The organism is Massilia cellulosiltytica (assembly GCF_047325105.1).
In the GTDB taxonomy this organism is placed as follows: domain Bacteria; phylum Pseudomonadota; class Gammaproteobacteria; order Burkholderiales; family Burkholderiaceae_D; genus Telluria; species Telluria orientalis.
On record NZ_CP168562.1, the window covers coordinates 7,189,204 to 7,206,358 of the forward strand.

General features: G+C 68.4%; 10 protein-coding genes. 4 read left to right on the forward strand and 6 right to left on the reverse strand.

Translation table 11 applies throughout. The features are described 5' to 3' along the window. Positions 1–12: 12 nt before the first annotated feature. Positions 13–1,374 carry an ATP-binding protein gene (locus ACEN9H_RS31630; protein ID WP_413673304.1) on the reverse strand — a complete coding sequence of 454 codons (1,362 nt, stop codon included), beginning with the start codon at positions 1,372–1,374 and terminating at the stop codon, positions 13–15. Next, positions 1,358–2,020 carry a response regulator transcription factor gene (locus tag ACEN9H_RS31635; protein WP_056126878.1) on the reverse strand — a complete coding sequence of 221 codons (663 nt, stop codon included), beginning with the start codon at positions 2,018–2,020 and terminating at the stop codon, positions 1,358–1,360. Before ACEN9H_RS31635 ends, ACEN9H_RS31630 begins: the two co-directional genes overlap by 17 nt. A gap of 114 nt (positions 2,021–2,134) precedes the next feature. Here ACEN9H_RS31635 and ACEN9H_RS31640 point away from each other — a divergent pair, with 114 nt between their 5' ends. The 4 genes from ACEN9H_RS31640 (at position 2,135) to ACEN9H_RS31655 (ending at position 10,844) form a co-directional block, all read left to right on the forward strand. Then, complete coding sequence (locus tag ACEN9H_RS31640; protein ID WP_413673305.1) at positions 2,135–3,445, forward strand: PQQ-binding-like beta-propeller repeat protein; 1,311 nt, start codon at positions 2,135–2,137, stop codon at positions 3,443–3,445. A 209-nt stretch (positions 3,446–3,654) separates the two neighbouring features. After that, a complete protein-coding gene (locus ACEN9H_RS31645; protein WP_413673306.1) occupies positions 3,655–7,116 on the forward strand; it encodes a glycosyl hydrolase 2 galactose-binding domain-containing protein in 3,462 nt (1,153 codons plus the stop codon). Between the two features lie 149 nt (positions 7,117–7,265). Beyond that, positions 7,266–9,923, forward strand: a complete 2,658-nt coding sequence (locus ACEN9H_RS31650) for a TonB-dependent receptor (protein ID WP_413673307.1) — start codon at positions 7,266–7,268, stop codon at positions 9,921–9,923. Positions 9,924–10,007: 84 nt separating this feature from the next. Continuing rightward, positions 10,008–10,844: an alpha/beta hydrolase gene (locus ACEN9H_RS31655; protein WP_413673308.1), complete on the forward strand. Its 837-nt coding sequence runs from the start codon at positions 10,008–10,010 to the stop codon at positions 10,842–10,844. 273 nt (positions 10,845–11,117) lie between these two features. Here ACEN9H_RS31655 and ACEN9H_RS31660 read toward each other — a convergent pair whose 3' ends face one another. The 4 genes from ACEN9H_RS31660 to ACEN9H_RS31675 are packed head-to-tail and all read right to left on the reverse strand — an operon-like array spanning position 11,118 to position 17,143. Beyond that, entirely contained in the window at positions 11,118–11,885 is a 768-nt protein-coding gene (locus tag ACEN9H_RS31660) for a ThuA domain-containing protein (protein WP_371770672.1), read from the reverse strand. Between the two features lie 10 nt (positions 11,886–11,895). Beyond that, entirely contained in the window at positions 11,896–12,789 is an 894-nt protein-coding gene (locus tag ACEN9H_RS31665; RefSeq protein ID WP_413673309.1) for an alpha/beta hydrolase, read from the reverse strand. Continuing rightward, complete coding sequence (locus ACEN9H_RS31670) at positions 12,779–15,814, reverse strand: glycosyl hydrolase family 28-related protein (protein ID WP_413673310.1); 3,036 nt, start codon at positions 15,812–15,814, stop codon at positions 12,779–12,781. The genes ACEN9H_RS31665 and ACEN9H_RS31670 overlap by 11 nt, the downstream gene beginning before the upstream one ends. Before the next feature lie 6 nt (positions 15,815–15,820). Beyond that, on the reverse strand, positions 15,821–17,143 hold the full coding sequence (locus ACEN9H_RS31675; RefSeq protein WP_413673311.1) for a gluconate:H+ symporter: 1,323 nt from the start codon (positions 17,141–17,143) through the stop codon (positions 15,821–15,823). Between the last annotated feature and the right edge of the window lie 12 nt (positions 17,144–17,155).

A 17,155-nucleotide genomic window follows, 5' to 3' on the forward strand; every position in this document is an offset into this window, starting at 1 on the left:
GGAGCCCGGCCACTATAGCATGCGCTCGGGGTGGCTCACGCCGAACGCGATGCGCACGGCCAGTCCGCGCCCATCGGGGCGGCCATCGAGCGTGATGCGGGCGCCGTTGCGGGCCGCGGCCCGTTCCGCGATCGCGAGACCGAGGCCGCTGCCCGCCTGGTCCTGGCCGGGCACGCGGTAGAAGCGTTCGAACACCCGGGCACGCAGCGCGGGCGGGATGCCGGGACCCTGGTCCGACACCGTGATGCATGGACCGGCGTCGAGGCACACGTCCACGCGCGCGCCGTCCGGCGAATACTTGATCGCGTTGCCGACCACGTTGTCGAGCAGGGCGGCCATGCTTTCGCGGTGCAGCGGCAGGATGACGGGGGAAGAGGCGCGCAATTCGATGTCGACGCCGCGCTGCAGCGCCAGCGGCGCGGCCACGGCGATGCGTTCGCGCAGCAGCGCGGCCAGGTCCTGGTCCTGCAGCGGCGCGTCCGTCGGTTCCTGGCGCGCCCGTTCGTAGGCGAGCAGCTGGTGCACCGCGTGCGTGGCGCGCGCGACGCCTTCGCGCAGGCCGGCACCGGCTTCGGTCTTCTGCGCCGCGTCGGTCGACGCTTCCAGCAGGTGGGCATTGAGCTGCACGACCGACAGCGGCGTCTTGAGCTCGTGCGCGGCGTCCGCGAGGAACTCGTGTTCGCGCGCGAGCCGCTCGGACAGGCGCCGCATCAGGCGGTTCACCGCATCGACGACCGGGGCCAGTTCGCGGTAGGGCGACGCGGGCAGCGGCGCCAGCTCGGCCGCGCCGCGTGCCTCGAGCTCGTGGGCGACCGCGCGCAGCGGACGCAGGCCCACGCGCACGATGAACCAGGCCGGCAGCAACACGAACGGCAGGCTGTAGACGAGCGGCGAGAACAGGTACTTGGCGGCCGACGGCGTGAACACCCAGTCGACGTTGGGCTTCTCGCGCCGCTCGACCACGATGCCGCGCGCGGCGTCGCGCTCGACCCAGCGCACCCACCCGTCGTCCGGCGGCGCGTCCGGGTCGGAGTCGTACACGAGCTGCCCGTTCAGCCACACGCGGGTCTGCGCGTGCGTCTCGAAGCCCGTCTCGCGGAACATGTCCAGGCGCAGCGCCTCGATGCCGCGGCCGATGCGCGCCAGCGCCGCCGGGTCGGATGGCAGCGACTGCATGTTCAGCATGATCTGGCGCGTCCACGCGCGGTTGACGATGGACGTCTGGCGCGCCTGGTCGACCTTCACCTGCCAGGCGATGTGGGCCAGCGCCGCCAGCCAGATGGCGAGCATGACGAGCATGAAGCCGATCAGGAGGCGGCGCAGCAGCGACTTCGGTGCCGCTGTCTTGGTCATCGACTCAGCGGTCGCCGTCATGGCGCACCATGTAGCCGACGCCGCGCACGGTGCGGATGTAGCCGTCGCCGATCTTCTTGCGCAGGTTCGAGATATGCACGTCCAGCGTCTGGCCTTCGCTGTAGGGCAGCACGCCCTGTTCGAGTTCCGCGCGCGTGACGATGCGGTCCGGGTTGCGCACCAGCGCGTGCAGCAGCGCGAACTCGGTCCGCGACAGGTTGACGGGCGCGCCGCGGCACGTGGCGCTCATGCTGCGCGTATCGATGGCCAGGTCGCCGACCTGCCACAGCGTGTCGGCCTGCGCGCCGCCGGCGCGGCGCACGACGGCGCGCAGGCGGGCCAGCAGCTCGGGGATGTCGAAGGGCTTGATGAGGTAATCGTCGGCGCCGCCGTCGAAGCCGTCGAGGCGGTCCTGCAGGCTGTCGCGCGCCGTGATCAGGACGGCGGGCAGCACGTGGCCGGCCGCGCGCAGGCGGCGCAGCAGCGCGACGCCGTCGCCGTCGGGCAGGCCCAGGTCCAGCAGCAGCGCGTCGTGGCGGCGCTCGTCCAGCAGGCGCGCGCAGTCGCTGCCCAGGCGCACCCAGGTGACGTCATGGCCGTCGTTGTGCAGCACCGACTGCAGCGCGCGGCCCAGCGCCAGGTCGTCTTCCACGAGTAGGAGTCGCATGGAGCGCAAGTATAGCGACGCGCCGCCGCTGCGCCTATCGGCCGTGAAGCCTCCCTGAAGATTGCGCGCGCTTCCCGCCTCTAGAATGGCGGCATCCCAACGTCAGGAATCCCCATGCGCCGCCTTGCCCTGCTGCTTGCCTTCCTCGCCACCCCATCGTTCGCCGCCGACTGGCCCATGTTCATGGGCGACCCCGCGCACACCGGCCGTGCCGCCGGCGAGACGCGCGCCATCAAGGGTTTCAGGCTGGTGGGGCGGTTCGACATCCACGCCGCGATCCACGCGTCGCCCGTGGCGGCGCAGGGGCGCGTGTTCGTCGGCGCGGAGAACGGCAACCTGTACGCGCTCGATGCGAAGACGCGTACCCTGCAGTGGTTGTATCACGCGCGCGGCGGCATTGCGTCGACGCCCGCGGTGGCCGACGGCACCGTCTACTTCCTCGACCGCGCGGGCAGCGTGCATGCGCTCAAGGCGGACGACGGCTCGCCGCGGTGGACCTTCCGCACGCAGGGCGAGGCGGTGTTCGCCGCGCACGGCATGTTCGGCATGCCGCGCGACGGCCAGCCTGTGCCCGACCCGTGGGACCTGTACCTGTCGTCGCCGCTGGTCCATGACGGCAAGGTCTATGTGGGCAGCAGCGACGGCCACGTGTATGCCCTCGACACGAAGGACGGCAAGCTGGCCTGGGCGTGGCGCACGGGCGGCATGGTGCATTCGTCGCCCGCGCTCGCAGGCGGCAACATCGTCGTCGGCAGCTGGGACGGCGCCGTGTATGCGCTCGATGCGCGGACGGGCGAGCAGCGCTGGCGCCACCAGACGGGCGTCGAGCAGAAGACCAGCATCATGTTCGGCATCCAGGCGTCGCCCGCCGTCGATGGCGACACGGTCTACGTCGGCTCGCGCGACGGCTTTTTCTACGCGCTCGATGCGGCCGACGGCCAGCCGAAGTGGCGCTACGACGCGCAGGGCAGCTGGGTCGTCGGCACGCCGGCGGTGGATGGCGACAGCGTGTACGTCGGCACATCGGACACCGGCCTGCTGCTGGCGCTGGACAAGCGCACCGGCCGCGAACGCTACCGCTTCGACACGAAGGTGTGGACGTTCGCGTCGCCGCTGCGCGTGGCCGACGTCGTCGTGGCGGCGTCGATGAAGGGAGAATTGCACGCGCTCGACGCGGCGACCGGGCGCGCGCGCTGGTCGTGGCGCGGCGATGCGCTTGCCGTGAACGATGGCCGCGTGATCGACACGGCCACGGGCAAGCTGGACACGAAGCACATGTACGAGGGCGGACCGCATGCGCTGTATGCGGCCGTCGAATACGTCAAGCGCCTCGGCGCCTTCGTCGGCTCGCCGGCCTGGTACGACGGCCAGCTGATCGCGGCCACCGCGACAGGCGAGGTGTTGTTCTTCGAACCGCAGCGCTGACGGGCGGCTTTACTAAAACGCCGCGCGCCGCTGCCCGCGCGGCGGACGGCATCGTTTGACCATCAATCGCGGCCAGTTTAGTAATCACCGCTAAACAGCGCCGCAAAGCCTTTCCGGCGTTTGACCCTCCCTCCGGGCGGATGCAGAATCCGCCGCATAACGATGCCGGCCGTCCGCGCCGGTACTTCATGCCTACCCCGGAGACCATCATGCGCCACGCCAGTTCAGGCCTGCCCACGCCCGCCGCACGCCCGCCCCGCCTTTTGAACGCCTTGCTCGCCGCCGTGTTGCTGGCGGCATCCGCCGCCCACGCGGCCACATGGGGACCGTTCAACGCCGAATTCCCGGCCGCCGCCGATGGCCTGGTCAAGAAGGCACCCGCCGGCGTGACGCTGACGGCGCAGCGCGTCGCCATCGGCGGCTGGTTCAAGCCGTCGGAAGTCGCGCGCGGCACCGCGCTGCTGGCCGGCGCGGACGGCATCGGCTACCTGTGCAGCGTGGACGGCACGCTGGCCTTCTGCGGCGCGGGTGCGCCGGTGCGCAGCGGCGTACCGCTGCCCGCCGGCGCCTGGACCCATGTGGCGGCCAGCCGGGACGGCCGCCACGTCGTCCTGTACGCGAACGGCAGGGAAGTGGCGCGGCAGGAGGTGCAAGGCGGTGCAGCCGCCGCCGCGCAGATCGCGATCGCACCCCGCACGGGAACCGATGCCGCGTTCGCGGGCCGCGTGGCCGGGCTGACGCTGGGCGACGACGCACAGGCCGTCGCACGGCTCGCGGCGACGCCGCCAAACGAAGGCATGATCGTGTTCGAGAACGGCAGCCCGCACTGGCCGCTGCAGACCCGCCAGATGGCCGGCCAGCTCGCGCCGCAGGACGCATGGACGCTGCCGCACAGCGCGACGCCGCCGTCGCAGCCCGTCGCCGTGCCGGCCTATGCGGGGCCGGCGCTGGAACCGCGCGGCGCGAACGAATGGACGATCCGTGCGTGGACGCTGCAATCGGCGGACCAGGCACCGGGATCCGCGCAGCAGATCGCCAGCGGCGGCTATGACGCGTCGCGCTGGTACAAGGCGACGGTGCCGGGGACCGTGCTCACCACGCTCGTCGACCGCGGCGTCTATCCGAGCCCGGCGTATGGCCTCGACAACCTCGCGATCCCGGAAAGCCTCAGCCGCCAGGACTGGTGGTACCGCACGAGCTTCACGCTGCCGCGCGGCCATCGCCCCGGCCGCCACCTGTTCGTCACGTTCAAGGGCATCAATTACGCGTCCGAGATCTGGGTCAACGGCCGCCGCGCCGGCACGACGCGCGGCGCCTTCGTGCGCGGCAGCGTCGACCTGGGGCCGTACCTGAATCCGACAGGCGAGAACGTCATCGCCGTCAAGGTGTCGCCGCCGCCGCATCCCGGCATCGCGCACGAGGAATCCGTCGCGGCCGGCGTCGGCGAGAACGGCGGCGTGCAGGCGCAGGACGGCCCGACCTTCATCGCCACCGAGGGTTGGGACTGGATCCCGTCCGTCCGCGACCGCAACACGGGCCTGTGGCAGGACGTCGTCCTGCGCAGCACCGGCGACGTGCGCGTGGGCGATGCGCACGTGATCACGGCGCTCGCGGACGACCATCATGAGGCCGACGTCGGCATCGAGGTGCCGCTGACGAACCTGTCGAACAAGACCGTGCGCGCGACCGTGCGCGCCACCATCCGCGACCGGGCGGGGTCGATGCAGGCTATCGTCGTGAGCCGCACGCTGGACGTGGCACCCGGCACGCATACCGTGCGCTTCGCATCGAACGACTTCGCCGCGCTGAAGGTGAAGCAGCCGCGCCTGTGGTGGCCGAACGGCTACGGCAAGCCGGAGCTGCACGACCTCGACGTCGACGTGCTGCAGGGCGCGGCGCTGTCCGACCATGCGCGCACGGCGTTCGGCATCCGCAGCGTGACCTATGAACTGTCGCTGGTCGACCGCACGGGCCACCTGCGCCGCGTGGAGGCCGATTTCACCAGGGCGCACGCGCTCGGCGTGCGTATCACCGACGCCCGCCACGAGGCGCTGCGCAAGGTCGCGGGCAACCAGTGGGCCACCGGCCTGCGTGCGGAAGCGGAGGGCACGGCCGCGATCCGCGAACTGGCCGATGCCGGCAGCCTGGCGCCGCACCTCGTCATCAAGGTCAATGGCGTGCGCATCGCGGCGCGCGGCGGCAACTGGGGCATGGACGACTTCATGAAGCGCGTCGGCCGCGCGCGCCTGGAACCCTATTTCCGCCTGCACCGCGACGCCCACGTGAACATCATCCGCAACTGGGTCGGCCAGAACACGGAGGAGACGTTCTTCGAGCTCGCCGACGAATACGGCCTCATGGTGCTGAACGACTTCTGGGCCTCGACGCAGGACTACAACATCGAGCCGCAGGACGTCGACCTGTTCATGGCGAACGCCGTCGACGTCGTGCGCCGTTTCCGCAACCACCCCTCGATCGTCGCCTGGTTCGGCCGCAACGAGGGCGTCCCGCAGCCGGCGCTGAACGAGAAGCTGGAAGCGCTGATCTACGCGGAAGACGGCACGCGCTGGTACACGGGCAGTTCGAACCGCGTGAACCTGCAGAACAGCGGCCCGTACGACTACCAGCCGCCGGAAACGTATTTCACGACGCACGGCAAGGGCTTCGCCGTCGAGGTGGGCACGCCGTCGTTCCCCACGCGTGAAGCGTTCGAAGCCGCGGTGCCGGCGTCCGAGCGCTGGCCGCTGGGCGACACCGCCGCGTACCACGACTGGCACCCCAGCGGCAACGGCCGCGTGGAACCGTTCATGAAGGCGCTCGAGCGGCAGTACGGCGCGCCGGCGTCGCTGGCCGACTTCGAGCGCAAGGCGCAGCTGATGAACTACGAATCGCACCGCGCGATCTTCGAAGGCATGAACGCGGGACTGTGGCGCGAGAACAGCGGCCGCATGCTGTGGATGACGCAGCCGGCCTGGCCGAGCACGATGTGGCAGATCCTCAGCCACGACTACGACACGCACGCCGCCTACTACGGCACGAAACACGCGTCCGAACCCGTGCACGTACAAATGAACCTGCCCGATCATGCGGTCGACGTCATCAACAACCCGACCGCGCCGCTGGACAAGGCGCGCGTCGCGTTCGAGGCCTGGACCGTCGACGGCCGCCTGGCGGGCCGCGGCGCCGCCACCGTCAGCGTGCCCGGCGTGGCCACGTCGGGGCCGATCGATCTCGGCATCGCGCCGCTGCTGGCGCGCGAAGGCCTGCTGGTCGTCAAGCTGACCTTGACCGACGGCGCGGGCCGCACGCTGTCGGACAACGTGTACTGGCCGTCGACGAGCCCGGAGCGCCAGCGCGGCCTCGATACGCTCGCCGGCGTGCCCGTGACCGTGCGCGCATCCGCCCGTACGGAAGGTACGACGCGCAAGGTGGACGTCACGTTGACCAATCCGTCCAGGGTGCCCGTGCTGAACACGAAACTGACCCTGCTCGACGCGGCCGGCGCGCGCGTGCTGCCCGTGTACTGGTCGGACAACTACGTGGCGCTGATGCCGGGCGAGAGCCGGACCGTCAGCGCCGAGTTTACCGGTGCGGCAGGCGCGCTGAAGGTCGCCGTACGCGCCTGGAACGGCCCGGAACAGGCGGTCGCGGTGGACGCCGCGCAGCCTTGAACCTGCGCGACAAGCTGATTGTTTAGTAAAGACGAAGAAACTGAAAGGTGTCCGGCGAAATTCTTTGATTTTACGAATCCCGATTGAAATACTCGTCGATACGTGACCGGTTCGCCGGCACGCAGAATTCAAAAAACCAAGGAGATATGATGCTGCATCCAATCAAACGGACGGCCATGAGCGTGGCCGTCGCCAGTGCCTGCACCTTCGCCGCCATGCCCGGCTGGGCGCAGACCGACGCCAAGCCTGCGCAGTCGGCCGACACGATCCCCGAAGTGACGGTGACCGCCACCCGCTTCAGCACCTCGCTGCTCAAGACGCCGGTCGCCGTGACGGCGTTCTCGCAGGACCAGCTGACCCGCAAGGGCGCCACCAACATCCGCGACCTCGCCAACGACATCCCCAACGTCACCATCGACTCGGGCCTGGACAACGGCGTGCAGATCACGATCCGCGGCATCACGTCGACCAACTTCACCGAGACGGGCGACCCGGCCGTGGGCTTCCACGTCGACGGCCTGTACTCGCCGCGGCCGCAGGGCGCGCAGGCGCTGATGTTCGACATCGACCAGCTCGAAGTGCTGCGCGGTCCGCAGGGCACCCTGTTCGGCCGCAACTCGACGGGCGGCAGCGTCAACGTCATCACCGCGAAGCCCGACTTCAACGGCAACTACGGCCGCGTGGAGACGGACCTGGGCAACTACAACAAGAAGCAGGTCAACTGGGTGCAGAACGTCGTCGTCAACGACAAGCTGGCGCTGCGCGGCTCCTTCATGCGCGTGCGCCGCGACGGCTACGCCGACCAGCACCAGGACCTGTCGGAAGCGAACGTGCCGTCGAAAGGCTGGATTCCGAATGGCGTGCCGGACGTCGACATGCGCTACAACCGCCAGGTCCGCCCGTCCGACTACTACACCAACCAGAACGAGTGGGCCGCGCGCCTGCAGGCCCTGCTGCGCGTCAACAAGGACCTCACCCTGCACGCCGCCTACGAGCACTTCCAGGATTCGGGCGCGGGCTATGCGTTCTTCCGCGACTGCGGCGCCGGCGTGGGCACGCGCTATGCCTGCACCAACGACGAGTTCTACATCAACGTCAACGTGCCGGGCCAGACCGACATGAAGATCCGCACGGTGCGCGCGGGCGCGGACTGGAACGTCAACGACCGCACGTCGGTGAGCTACAACTTCGCCGTCGCCGACCAGCGCCGCAGCCAGATCTCGGACGACGACCTGGGCCTGCAGAACGCGCCGTCGTGGGCCGACATCGCCCCGTTCCCAAATACGAAGGACGGCAACTGGGGCACCTGGCCGCTGCGCGACACGTGGCACCGCACCGCGGATTCGCGCTACCTGTCGACCGTGCACGAACTGCAGCTCAAGCAGCAGTTGGGTTCCCTGAAATACGTGTCCGGCCTGTTCTGGATGCACGAGCGTAACCGCATCGACTACGAGATGACGGAAGCGATCCAGAAGCCGTTCGGCGACCCGGGCAGCGTGGTGTACGCGCAGCCGAACCGCCAGATCGATTCGAAGGCCATCTTCGGCCAGGCCGACTGGAGCTTCGCGCCGAAGTGGACGGCCACGCTGGGTGCGCGCTACAGCCGCGATTCGAAGGAAGACAAGGGCGGCAAGGTGTACGGCGCCAACTGGATCGGCAACCCGGCCTACTACCGCGGCCTGTACGACCGCGGCATCCCGGGCACGCCGGGCTTCACGATCCACGACGGCACCGACCTGACGCAGCAGATGGGCTGGGCCGGCGGCGGTCCGATCGCCTATGCCGGCTACGCCAACGCGACCAACAACGATCACAAGGAAACCTGGGGCAAGGTGACGTGGCGCGCAGGCCTGCAATTCCAGATCACGCCGCGCCAGATGATGTACGCGTCCGTGTCGACCGGCTACAAGGCGGGCGGTTTCGCGGACAAGGTCGACAGCTGCAACTACCACCTGTGCGCCGCGACGGGCAAGCCGGGCGAGGCGACCTTCCTGCCGTACGGCCCGGAGACCGTCACCAACTATGAGCTGGGCTGGAAGGGCCGCTTCCTGGACAACCGCCTGAGCCTCTCGGCGACCGCGTTCTACATGCGCTACAAGGACATGCAGCTGACGGGTAACTACTTCATCAACCAGATCATCCCGGATGACCACAAGCCTTGCCCGGCCGACCAGCCCAAGTGCGACGTGTACGAAGCCTGGCGCACGATCAACGTGGGCGACACGCGCATCCCGGGCCTGGAACTGGAATGGGACTACAAGCCGTGGCGCGGCGCGCGCGTGGGCGGCGGCTTCGCGTTCATCGACACCAAGGTGCACGGCTTCTACAACTACAGCGACGACTACCAGTGCGGCGATGTACGCGCGGAATTCGGCGTCCAGCCTTGCCCGGCCATCTACAACGGCCCGGACAAGTCGCTGCTGGGCCGCCGCCTGTACGACATCGACGGCAACCACCTGCCGAACACGCCGAAGTACCAGGTCTACCTGAACTTCTCGCAGGAGTTCGAGCTGCCGGGCGGCTACCGCCTCACGCCGTACGTGAAGGTGAACTGGCGCGACAAGGCCTATTTCGACCTGCGCAACTCGGACTGGGCCGGCATCGGCCGCTACCAGGCCGCGTATGCGCTGGCGGATGCGTCGGCACGCCTGGACGCCCCCGACGGCAATTGGTATGCGGAAGCGTACGTGCGCAACGTGACGGACAAGCGCGCCAAGACGAGCAGCGATTCGCTGTGGGGCGGCTTCATGAAAGCCACCTACGTCGAGCCGCGCATGTTCGGCATCCGCGCGGGCTTCAATTATTGAAGACTGCCTGAAGAAAGCCCGTTCCATTCGTGGCTAGAATGAGCTGGTGCTCATGGGAGGCCACGGATGGAACGTCGGTGTTTTTTGCTTGCCACGGCTGCCTGCCTGGCCGGTTGCGGAGGCGGCAACGCTTCGGTCCAGCAGGCCGTCGCGCCGGTCCCTGCCGCACCGGCGGGCACCGTCGAAACCCTTGCCGTCGCGAGCCGCGCGCTCGGGCGCACGATGAACGTCGCGCTCTACCTGCCCCCGGGCGGCGCGCGCCATCCCATCCTCTATCTGTTCCACGGCTTCGGCGGCAACGGCGCAGCGTTCTTCGACGCCGGCCTGGCCATCAACCGCGCGGCTGACCGGCTGGGCACACCGCTCGTCATCGCCGCGCCCGACTACGACAACGGCTTCGGCGTGAACACGACGCCGGCCCAGGGCACGTCGAGTGCCGGCGGCACGATCGGCCTGTACGAGGATTATCTGATGACGGAGATGCTGCCTGCCGTCGAATCGCGGCTCGGCGTGACGGCCACGCGCGCGGACCGCCGCATCGGCGGCGTGTCGATGGGCGGATTCGCCGCGCTGCATCTCGCATTGCGCCACCCGGAGATGTTCTCCCGCGTGGGCGCGCACAGCGCCGCGTTGTGGGACTACAGCAGCGCGGACCAGTTCACCGGCCAGCGCGACTGGCTGTACCCGACGCCGGCCCTGCGCGCGGAACGCGATCCGCTGCTGCTGGCGCAGCACACTGACCTGCGCGGCCTGCGCTTCTACCTCGACGTCGGCGACCGCGACCCGCTGCGCAAGCAGGACGAGGCGATGCAGGCGGTGCTGGGCGCCGCCAGCGAACTGCACGTGGGCAGCGGCGGCCACGACGCGCAGTTCTGGAGCAGCCGGCTGGAAGACTGGCTATCCTTCTACAGTGCCGCCTGACGCCGCTGGCCCTGAAACAGCCCACCAGATAAATTCGGGGTCAGAGCACATTTCGCCGCAAATTCGGGGTCAGAGCACTTTTTGAGACATGATCTTCAAAGAAAGATCTTTTGGAGCTACAGCCAGCTCCGGCGTGTGGCTCGGCGTGAATGGCGCCCCGATTGCGCCAATCTAGGAGAAGCACTGTTCACCCGGACATTGACCCGGAATGTGCTCTGACCCCGAATTTGGTCGAAAATGTGCTCTGACCCCGAATTTTTTGACCCCGAATTTTCAGCGCTGCTGGCCGCGGCCCGTCGCCGCCCACCAGATCCCGCCCATCAGGTGCGCGAGATATTGCGGGTCGCGGTACATGTCGCCGTTGTGGCCCAGCAGCGTGACGAACACGCGGCCCTTTTCGACCGTGTGGTACCACGACACCGGGTGATCCTTGCCCATGCCCGTCGACACCTGGCCGGGCCAGATCTTCGTGACGTCGTAGCTGGATTCATCGATGTTCAGCACGGGGTGGATGGCGACCTTGTACGGGTTCGTCGTCTCGTACCACTCGTCGCTCCACATCCAGCGCGGCGGGATGCCGAACGTCGCGGGGAACGTTTTATCCACGACGTCGACGGCGCCCGTCTGCAGCATCGGGTGCGTCTTGAACGAGCGGCCGACGAGCTTCTCGTACCACACCCACCCATTCGGCGGCGTGATCGCGGCGCGGTGCACGACGACGGCATTCCCGCCGTCACGCATGTAGGCCTCGAACTTCGCGCGCTGCGCAGGATTCAGTTCCTCGCCCGGCGTGTTGAGGAAGACGACGGCCGCGTATTGTTTCAGGTCGCCGTCGAACACCTCCGGCTTGTTCGTGTACGTGAAGTCGAACGCGTGCAGCTTCGCCAGCTTTTCCAGGCTCTCGCGCGCGATCGGGATGTATTCGTAGTGGTACTTGTTGGGGATGGCCAGCACGAGCAGCTTGTACTGCACGTCCGCCGCCCAGGCCGCCGGCGTGGCCACGGCAGCGGCCACCGCCAACGTCGATACGATGCGTTTCATGATGATCCTTTCAAGGTGCAGGCACGCCTTCCGGCTTGCGTCCATTGCGCGGCACGAGCCAGCCGCCGTCGGACAGCCAGTCCGCGAGGCGATCCGGCCAGTGCTGCAGCGAGATCCGTTCGCCGCGCTGGCCCACGTTGAAGGCGTGGTCCGTGTCCGCGTACAGGTGCAGCTCGGCCGACACGCCGGCCTTCACGAGCTGCTGGTACAGGGTGATGGTGGGCGGCATGCAGCACGTGTCGCGCGAGCCTGCGACGAGGAACGCGGGCGGCGCCCCGTCCACGGCCTTCGCGGGAGAGCCCAGCGGTCCGGGATACACGAGCACCTGGAAGTCCGGACGCGCGCTCTGGCGGTCCAGCGCATCGGCTTTTCCGCGTGGCGCGGGCTCCGGATTGTCGGCGACGAGCGACACGAGTTCGCCGCCCGCCGAGAAGCCCATGATGCCCACGCGCTGCGGGTCGATGCCGTACTCGCCCGCATGCGCGCGCACCCAGCGCACGGCGCGCCGCAGGTCCGCCGCGCCATCGCCTTCGATGCTGTAGCCGGCGGAATCCGGATCGCGCGCCAGCCGGTATTTCAAGACGAAGGCCGTCACGCCCATGCGGTTCAGCAGCTTGCCCGCCACGACACCCTCGTTCTGGAACACGAGCATGCGATGCCCGCCGCCCGGCACGACGACGATCGCCGCGCCGTTCGCATGGCGCGGGTCGGCGCGCAGCACCGTCAGCGACGGGTCGTGCACGTTGCTGACGTACGCGCCGTCCGTCAGCTTCTCGGGCTCGCCGTGGCGCTTCTCGGAACCGGGCGCGCCGTCGGGCCACAGTTGAATGGCCTGCTGGGCGAGCACGCTGCCGGCGCAGCCCAGCGCCAGCAGGGCGGAGACGACGATGCGCTTAGTCGACATGGCTTGTGTACAGGCTGTGGTGCGTCAGGATGAACAGGGTGCGCTTGTCCGCACCGCCGAAGATCAGCTGCAGCGGCCGTTCCGGCACGTCGATGCGGCCGCGTTCCTTGCCGTCCGGGCCATAGATGAACACCTGGCCGTTGGCGACGTAGACGTTGCCGTCCGGACCCAGGGTCGCGCTCTCGCCGCCGCGGTCGGCCACCTGCTTCAGGTCCGTGATGGCGCCGCCCTGGCCCACGAGGCCACTGAACGTGCGGTTCTCGGAACCGTTCGTGAAGATCACGCGCTCGCCCACGCGGGCGCTGGTAAAGCCGTGCGTGTCGAGCGTGTCGGACCAGCGGTAGCCCAGGTGGTTCGTCGGCCCCTGGCGCGTCACGCGCCATGCCGGGAGCACGAGGCTGCCGTCCGGCGACACGTATTCCTGCGCCTTCGGCTTCGCCACGTCGCGCGCGAACATCTCGCTCAAGGTGGTGAACTCGTAGGTCTTCGGATCGATCTGGTCCTGGAACTCGCCGTTCTGCCAGAAGTTGACGGGAATGGCCACACGTGCATCCGCACGCGCCGCGGCAGCCGTCGGCTTGATCATCGTGTAGCCTTCCGGCGTCGGCGGCACGTCCGGCTTGAACGCATACACGCTCGCGCTCGGGCCGTAGTGCGACACGACCATCACGTTGCCGCTGCGGTCGATGGCGAGGTTGATCGGGTCGAGCGGCGCGTCGCGCACGATCTCCAGGCCGCGGTCATGGCTCCATGCGTGGACGCGCTTGAAGTGGCGGTCGATGAAGTACAGCTTGCCGTGGGAGTCCACGGCGGCACCTGCGATGGAGTAGAAGCCGTCCGCGACCTTCTCGACCTTGCCCAGCGGTGCCGGCGCGGCCGTCTGCTTGCCCGTGTAGTCGAGGATCGCGAATTCGCGCTCGCGCACCTGGATGTTGTGCGTGATGTCGGTGATGGCGTTCTCGTATGGGTACTTCGATGCCCGCGCGTACGTCGTGCAGCCGTTTTCGTCGCAGGTGGCGAAGCCGCTCTCGCCGTTCACGTGCACGTTGCGAAAGCGGATGTCGCTGGAATTCGCGATGCGCACGGCCGTCACCGCCGGCTTGATGGAGCGGGTGACGCGGTAGCCGTGGTAGTTCGCGATCAGGATGTTTTTCGAATTCCGGATATCGAGCGACACGGAATCCATGCCGTCGCGGACTTCCTCTTCCGTCTGCGGTGCATAGAACGACCAATTCTCCGCGCCGTCCAGCACGATCTCGTTGCGGATGTGGTGCTCGGCCGAGAGTTCGTACACGCGGCCCGGCGTCTTCGTGTTCGTCACGTAGAAGCCCGCCTGCGCATAGCCGCTCGGCGACCAGATGCCGGTGAACGTGCCGCCGCCGCCGTCCGTCACCCAGACGCTCGGATACTGGCGGTCCCACCATGCCGTCGTATCCCAGCGGTCCGTCTTCTTGTACGGATCGGCGCGCGTGCCGTCGTACAGGCGCGTGCCGTGGCCGCCCTGGATGCGGACGTCGTCGACCAGCGATTGCTCGCCCGCGCGCCACAGCAGCGCGACGGCGCGGTTGTTGACCTCACCGGTCGCGAGGCCGATGCCGGACACGATGCCGGCGCCGCCGCGCGCGCTTTCCAGCAGCGCCTTCGGCGTGTCGACGCCCTGGAACAGCGGCGAGCCGTTCGGCAGCACGAGCTGTGTCAGGCCCGGGTGCAGGCCGACGATCACGGTGTCCGGCTTCATGCGGATCGTGTCGTTGACCATGTAGAAGCCCTGCGGCAGGTACACGACGCGGTTGCTGTCGATGGCCTTCTGGATGGCGGCCGTGTCGTCCGTGCGGCCGTCGCCCTTCGCGCCGAATTTGTGCACGTTGGCCCATTCTTTCGACGGCGGCAGCGCTTTCAGCACACGCTGCGGCGTGGCCTTGGCAGGCAAAGGCGCCGTCTTGTAGTTGGTCGTGAACCGCCCCGGCGCGCCCAGCTGGTCGAGCTTCATGCCGTAATTCAGTTCCGTGACCTCGTACGCGCGGCCGGCGCCCGCGAGGGTCTTGCCGCTGTCGCGGAATTGCGCGAATGTCGGGACATTGCGAGCGGAAGCATGGTCGAACGCGATCTGCGTGTAGACGTTGTCCTCGTTGCTGATGACGACGGCGGCCTTCGCCACGTTCTCGAAGCGGACGTTCTTGGCATACAGCCAGTCGCCGTAGCCGCGGTCGATGTCGATGCCGACCGGGGTGTCGCGGATGTCGACGTTGTCCAGCGTGAGCCCGGCCTCGTGTTCGCGGATGGCGGCGTCGCGCTGGCCGTCGAACGTCGCGTCGACGAGCGTGAACTGCCACGCCGGCGACGTCTTCTCCGCGAGGATGCCGTAGCGGCCCCCGTGGAATTTCAGGTCGTACGCGATGTTGCCGACGTGGTAGACGCCGGCCAGGCCGCTGCCGATATGGAAATCGATGTGCGACAGGTTCGAGTGCTGCGCCGTGTGCATGCGCACGCCGGTGGCGGCCGGGTTGCCGTCGCCGATCTCGAAGTCGACGTTCGACAGCACGGAGTAGAAGGTGGCGGAGTTCGCGTCGCGCACGTCCTTGTCCGCGCCGACGGCGCCGGCGACGGGCATCGGCACCTTGCCCACCGTGTACTGGTCGCCGCCGGTGAAGATCACCATGTTGGCGACGCCCTGCTGGAAGCCCGGCGTCTGCGGCGCCAGCACGAACACGGGACGCGTCGCGCCCACGCCGTACACGCGCACGGCGAGCGGGATCAGGATGCTTTTCGTGATGCGGTAGCGGCCCGACGGCAGGAACACGACGCCGCCTTCGCCCTTGTTGGCGGCGGCGTCGATGGCCTGCTGGATGGCGGCCGTGTCGTCCGTCTTGCCGTCACCCTTGGCATGCACGACGACGGCGCGCGGGTCCTCGGGCATGGTCTGGAAAGCCGACACGGAAGCGGCGGATGCCGGCGCGGAAAGCGCGAACGCGAGCACCAGCGCCGCCGGAAGCGGACGTAAAAGCGTTGAAAGCGTAGTCTTCATTTATAGTTATCCTTGAGTGACGAACAGCGACAACAACATCACGAACAGCAGTCCGAACACGCCGACGAGGGTCTCCATCATCGTCCACGAGCGGAACGTATCCTTCAGCGACAGGCCGAAGTATTCCTTGAACATCCAGAAGCCCGAATCGTTCACGTGACTGAACATCAGGCTCCCTGCGCCGACGGCGAGGACCATCAGGTTCGGGTCGACGCCGGAGCTTTCCACGAGCGGCCCGACGACGCCGGCCGCCGTGATGCCGGCCACCGTGGCGGAGCCCAGGCACACGCGGATCAGCGTCGCCACGGCCCAGCCGAGCAGCAGCGGATGCACGGGCATGTGCGCGAGCTGCGTGCCCAGTTCCGCGCTGACGCCGGAATCGATCAGCACCTGTTTCAACCCACCGGCGCCGGCGATGATCATCAGGATCGGCGAGATCTCGCGCAGCGCGCCCGCGGCGCTGTTCGTCACTTTCGAAAACGGCTGGCCGCGGCCGATACCCAGCGTGACGACCGCGACAAAGTACGACAGCAGCATCACGATGAGCGGGCTGGATAGAAATGCGAGCGGCTTGGACAGGTCGGGACGGACGATCGTGACGAGCGTGAGTGCCCCCAGCACCACGACGGGCAGCAATGCGGTGAAGAAGCTGTTGAAGGTGCCCGGCAGCTCGCTGTCGGGGATCTCCTGCTGCGCGGTGCGGAACATCGGCGCGGGCTCCGCGCGGATGTGTTTCAGCGACATGGCGAAGATCGGCCCGGCGATGATCAGCGTGGGGATCGCGACGACGAGGCCATACAGCAGCGTCTTGCCCATGTCCGCGTGCACGGCGACGACGAGCGCCGTCGCGGACGGATGCGGCGGCAGGAAGCCGTGCGCGATCGACAGGCCCGCCAGCAGCGGCATGCCGAGCGCCACGGCCGGACGGCCGGACTGGTACACGAGCGAGAAGATCAGCGGGATCATCAGCACGAAGCCGACGTTGTAGTACAGCGGCATGCCGACGACGAAGCCGGTGACGGTCATCGCCACCGGAATCCGCGCCATGCCGAGCCGGTCGACGAGGCTGATGGCGATGCGCCGGGCGGCGCCGCTGTCGGCGATCAGCTTGCCGAACACGGCGCCCAGGCAGATCACGACGACCAGGGACCCGAGCAGGTCACCGATCCCCTTTTCGATGGCGCCCGGGATTTTCGCGGCAGGCATCCCGAGCATCAAGGCGGCGACGATGGCTGCGACGACGAACGCGAGGAGCGGCTGAATCTTGCCCCACGCGATCATCACCGTCAGCAGCCCGACCGCCAGCAGTACGGACAGCAGGTTCCACACGGCCGGCCTCCG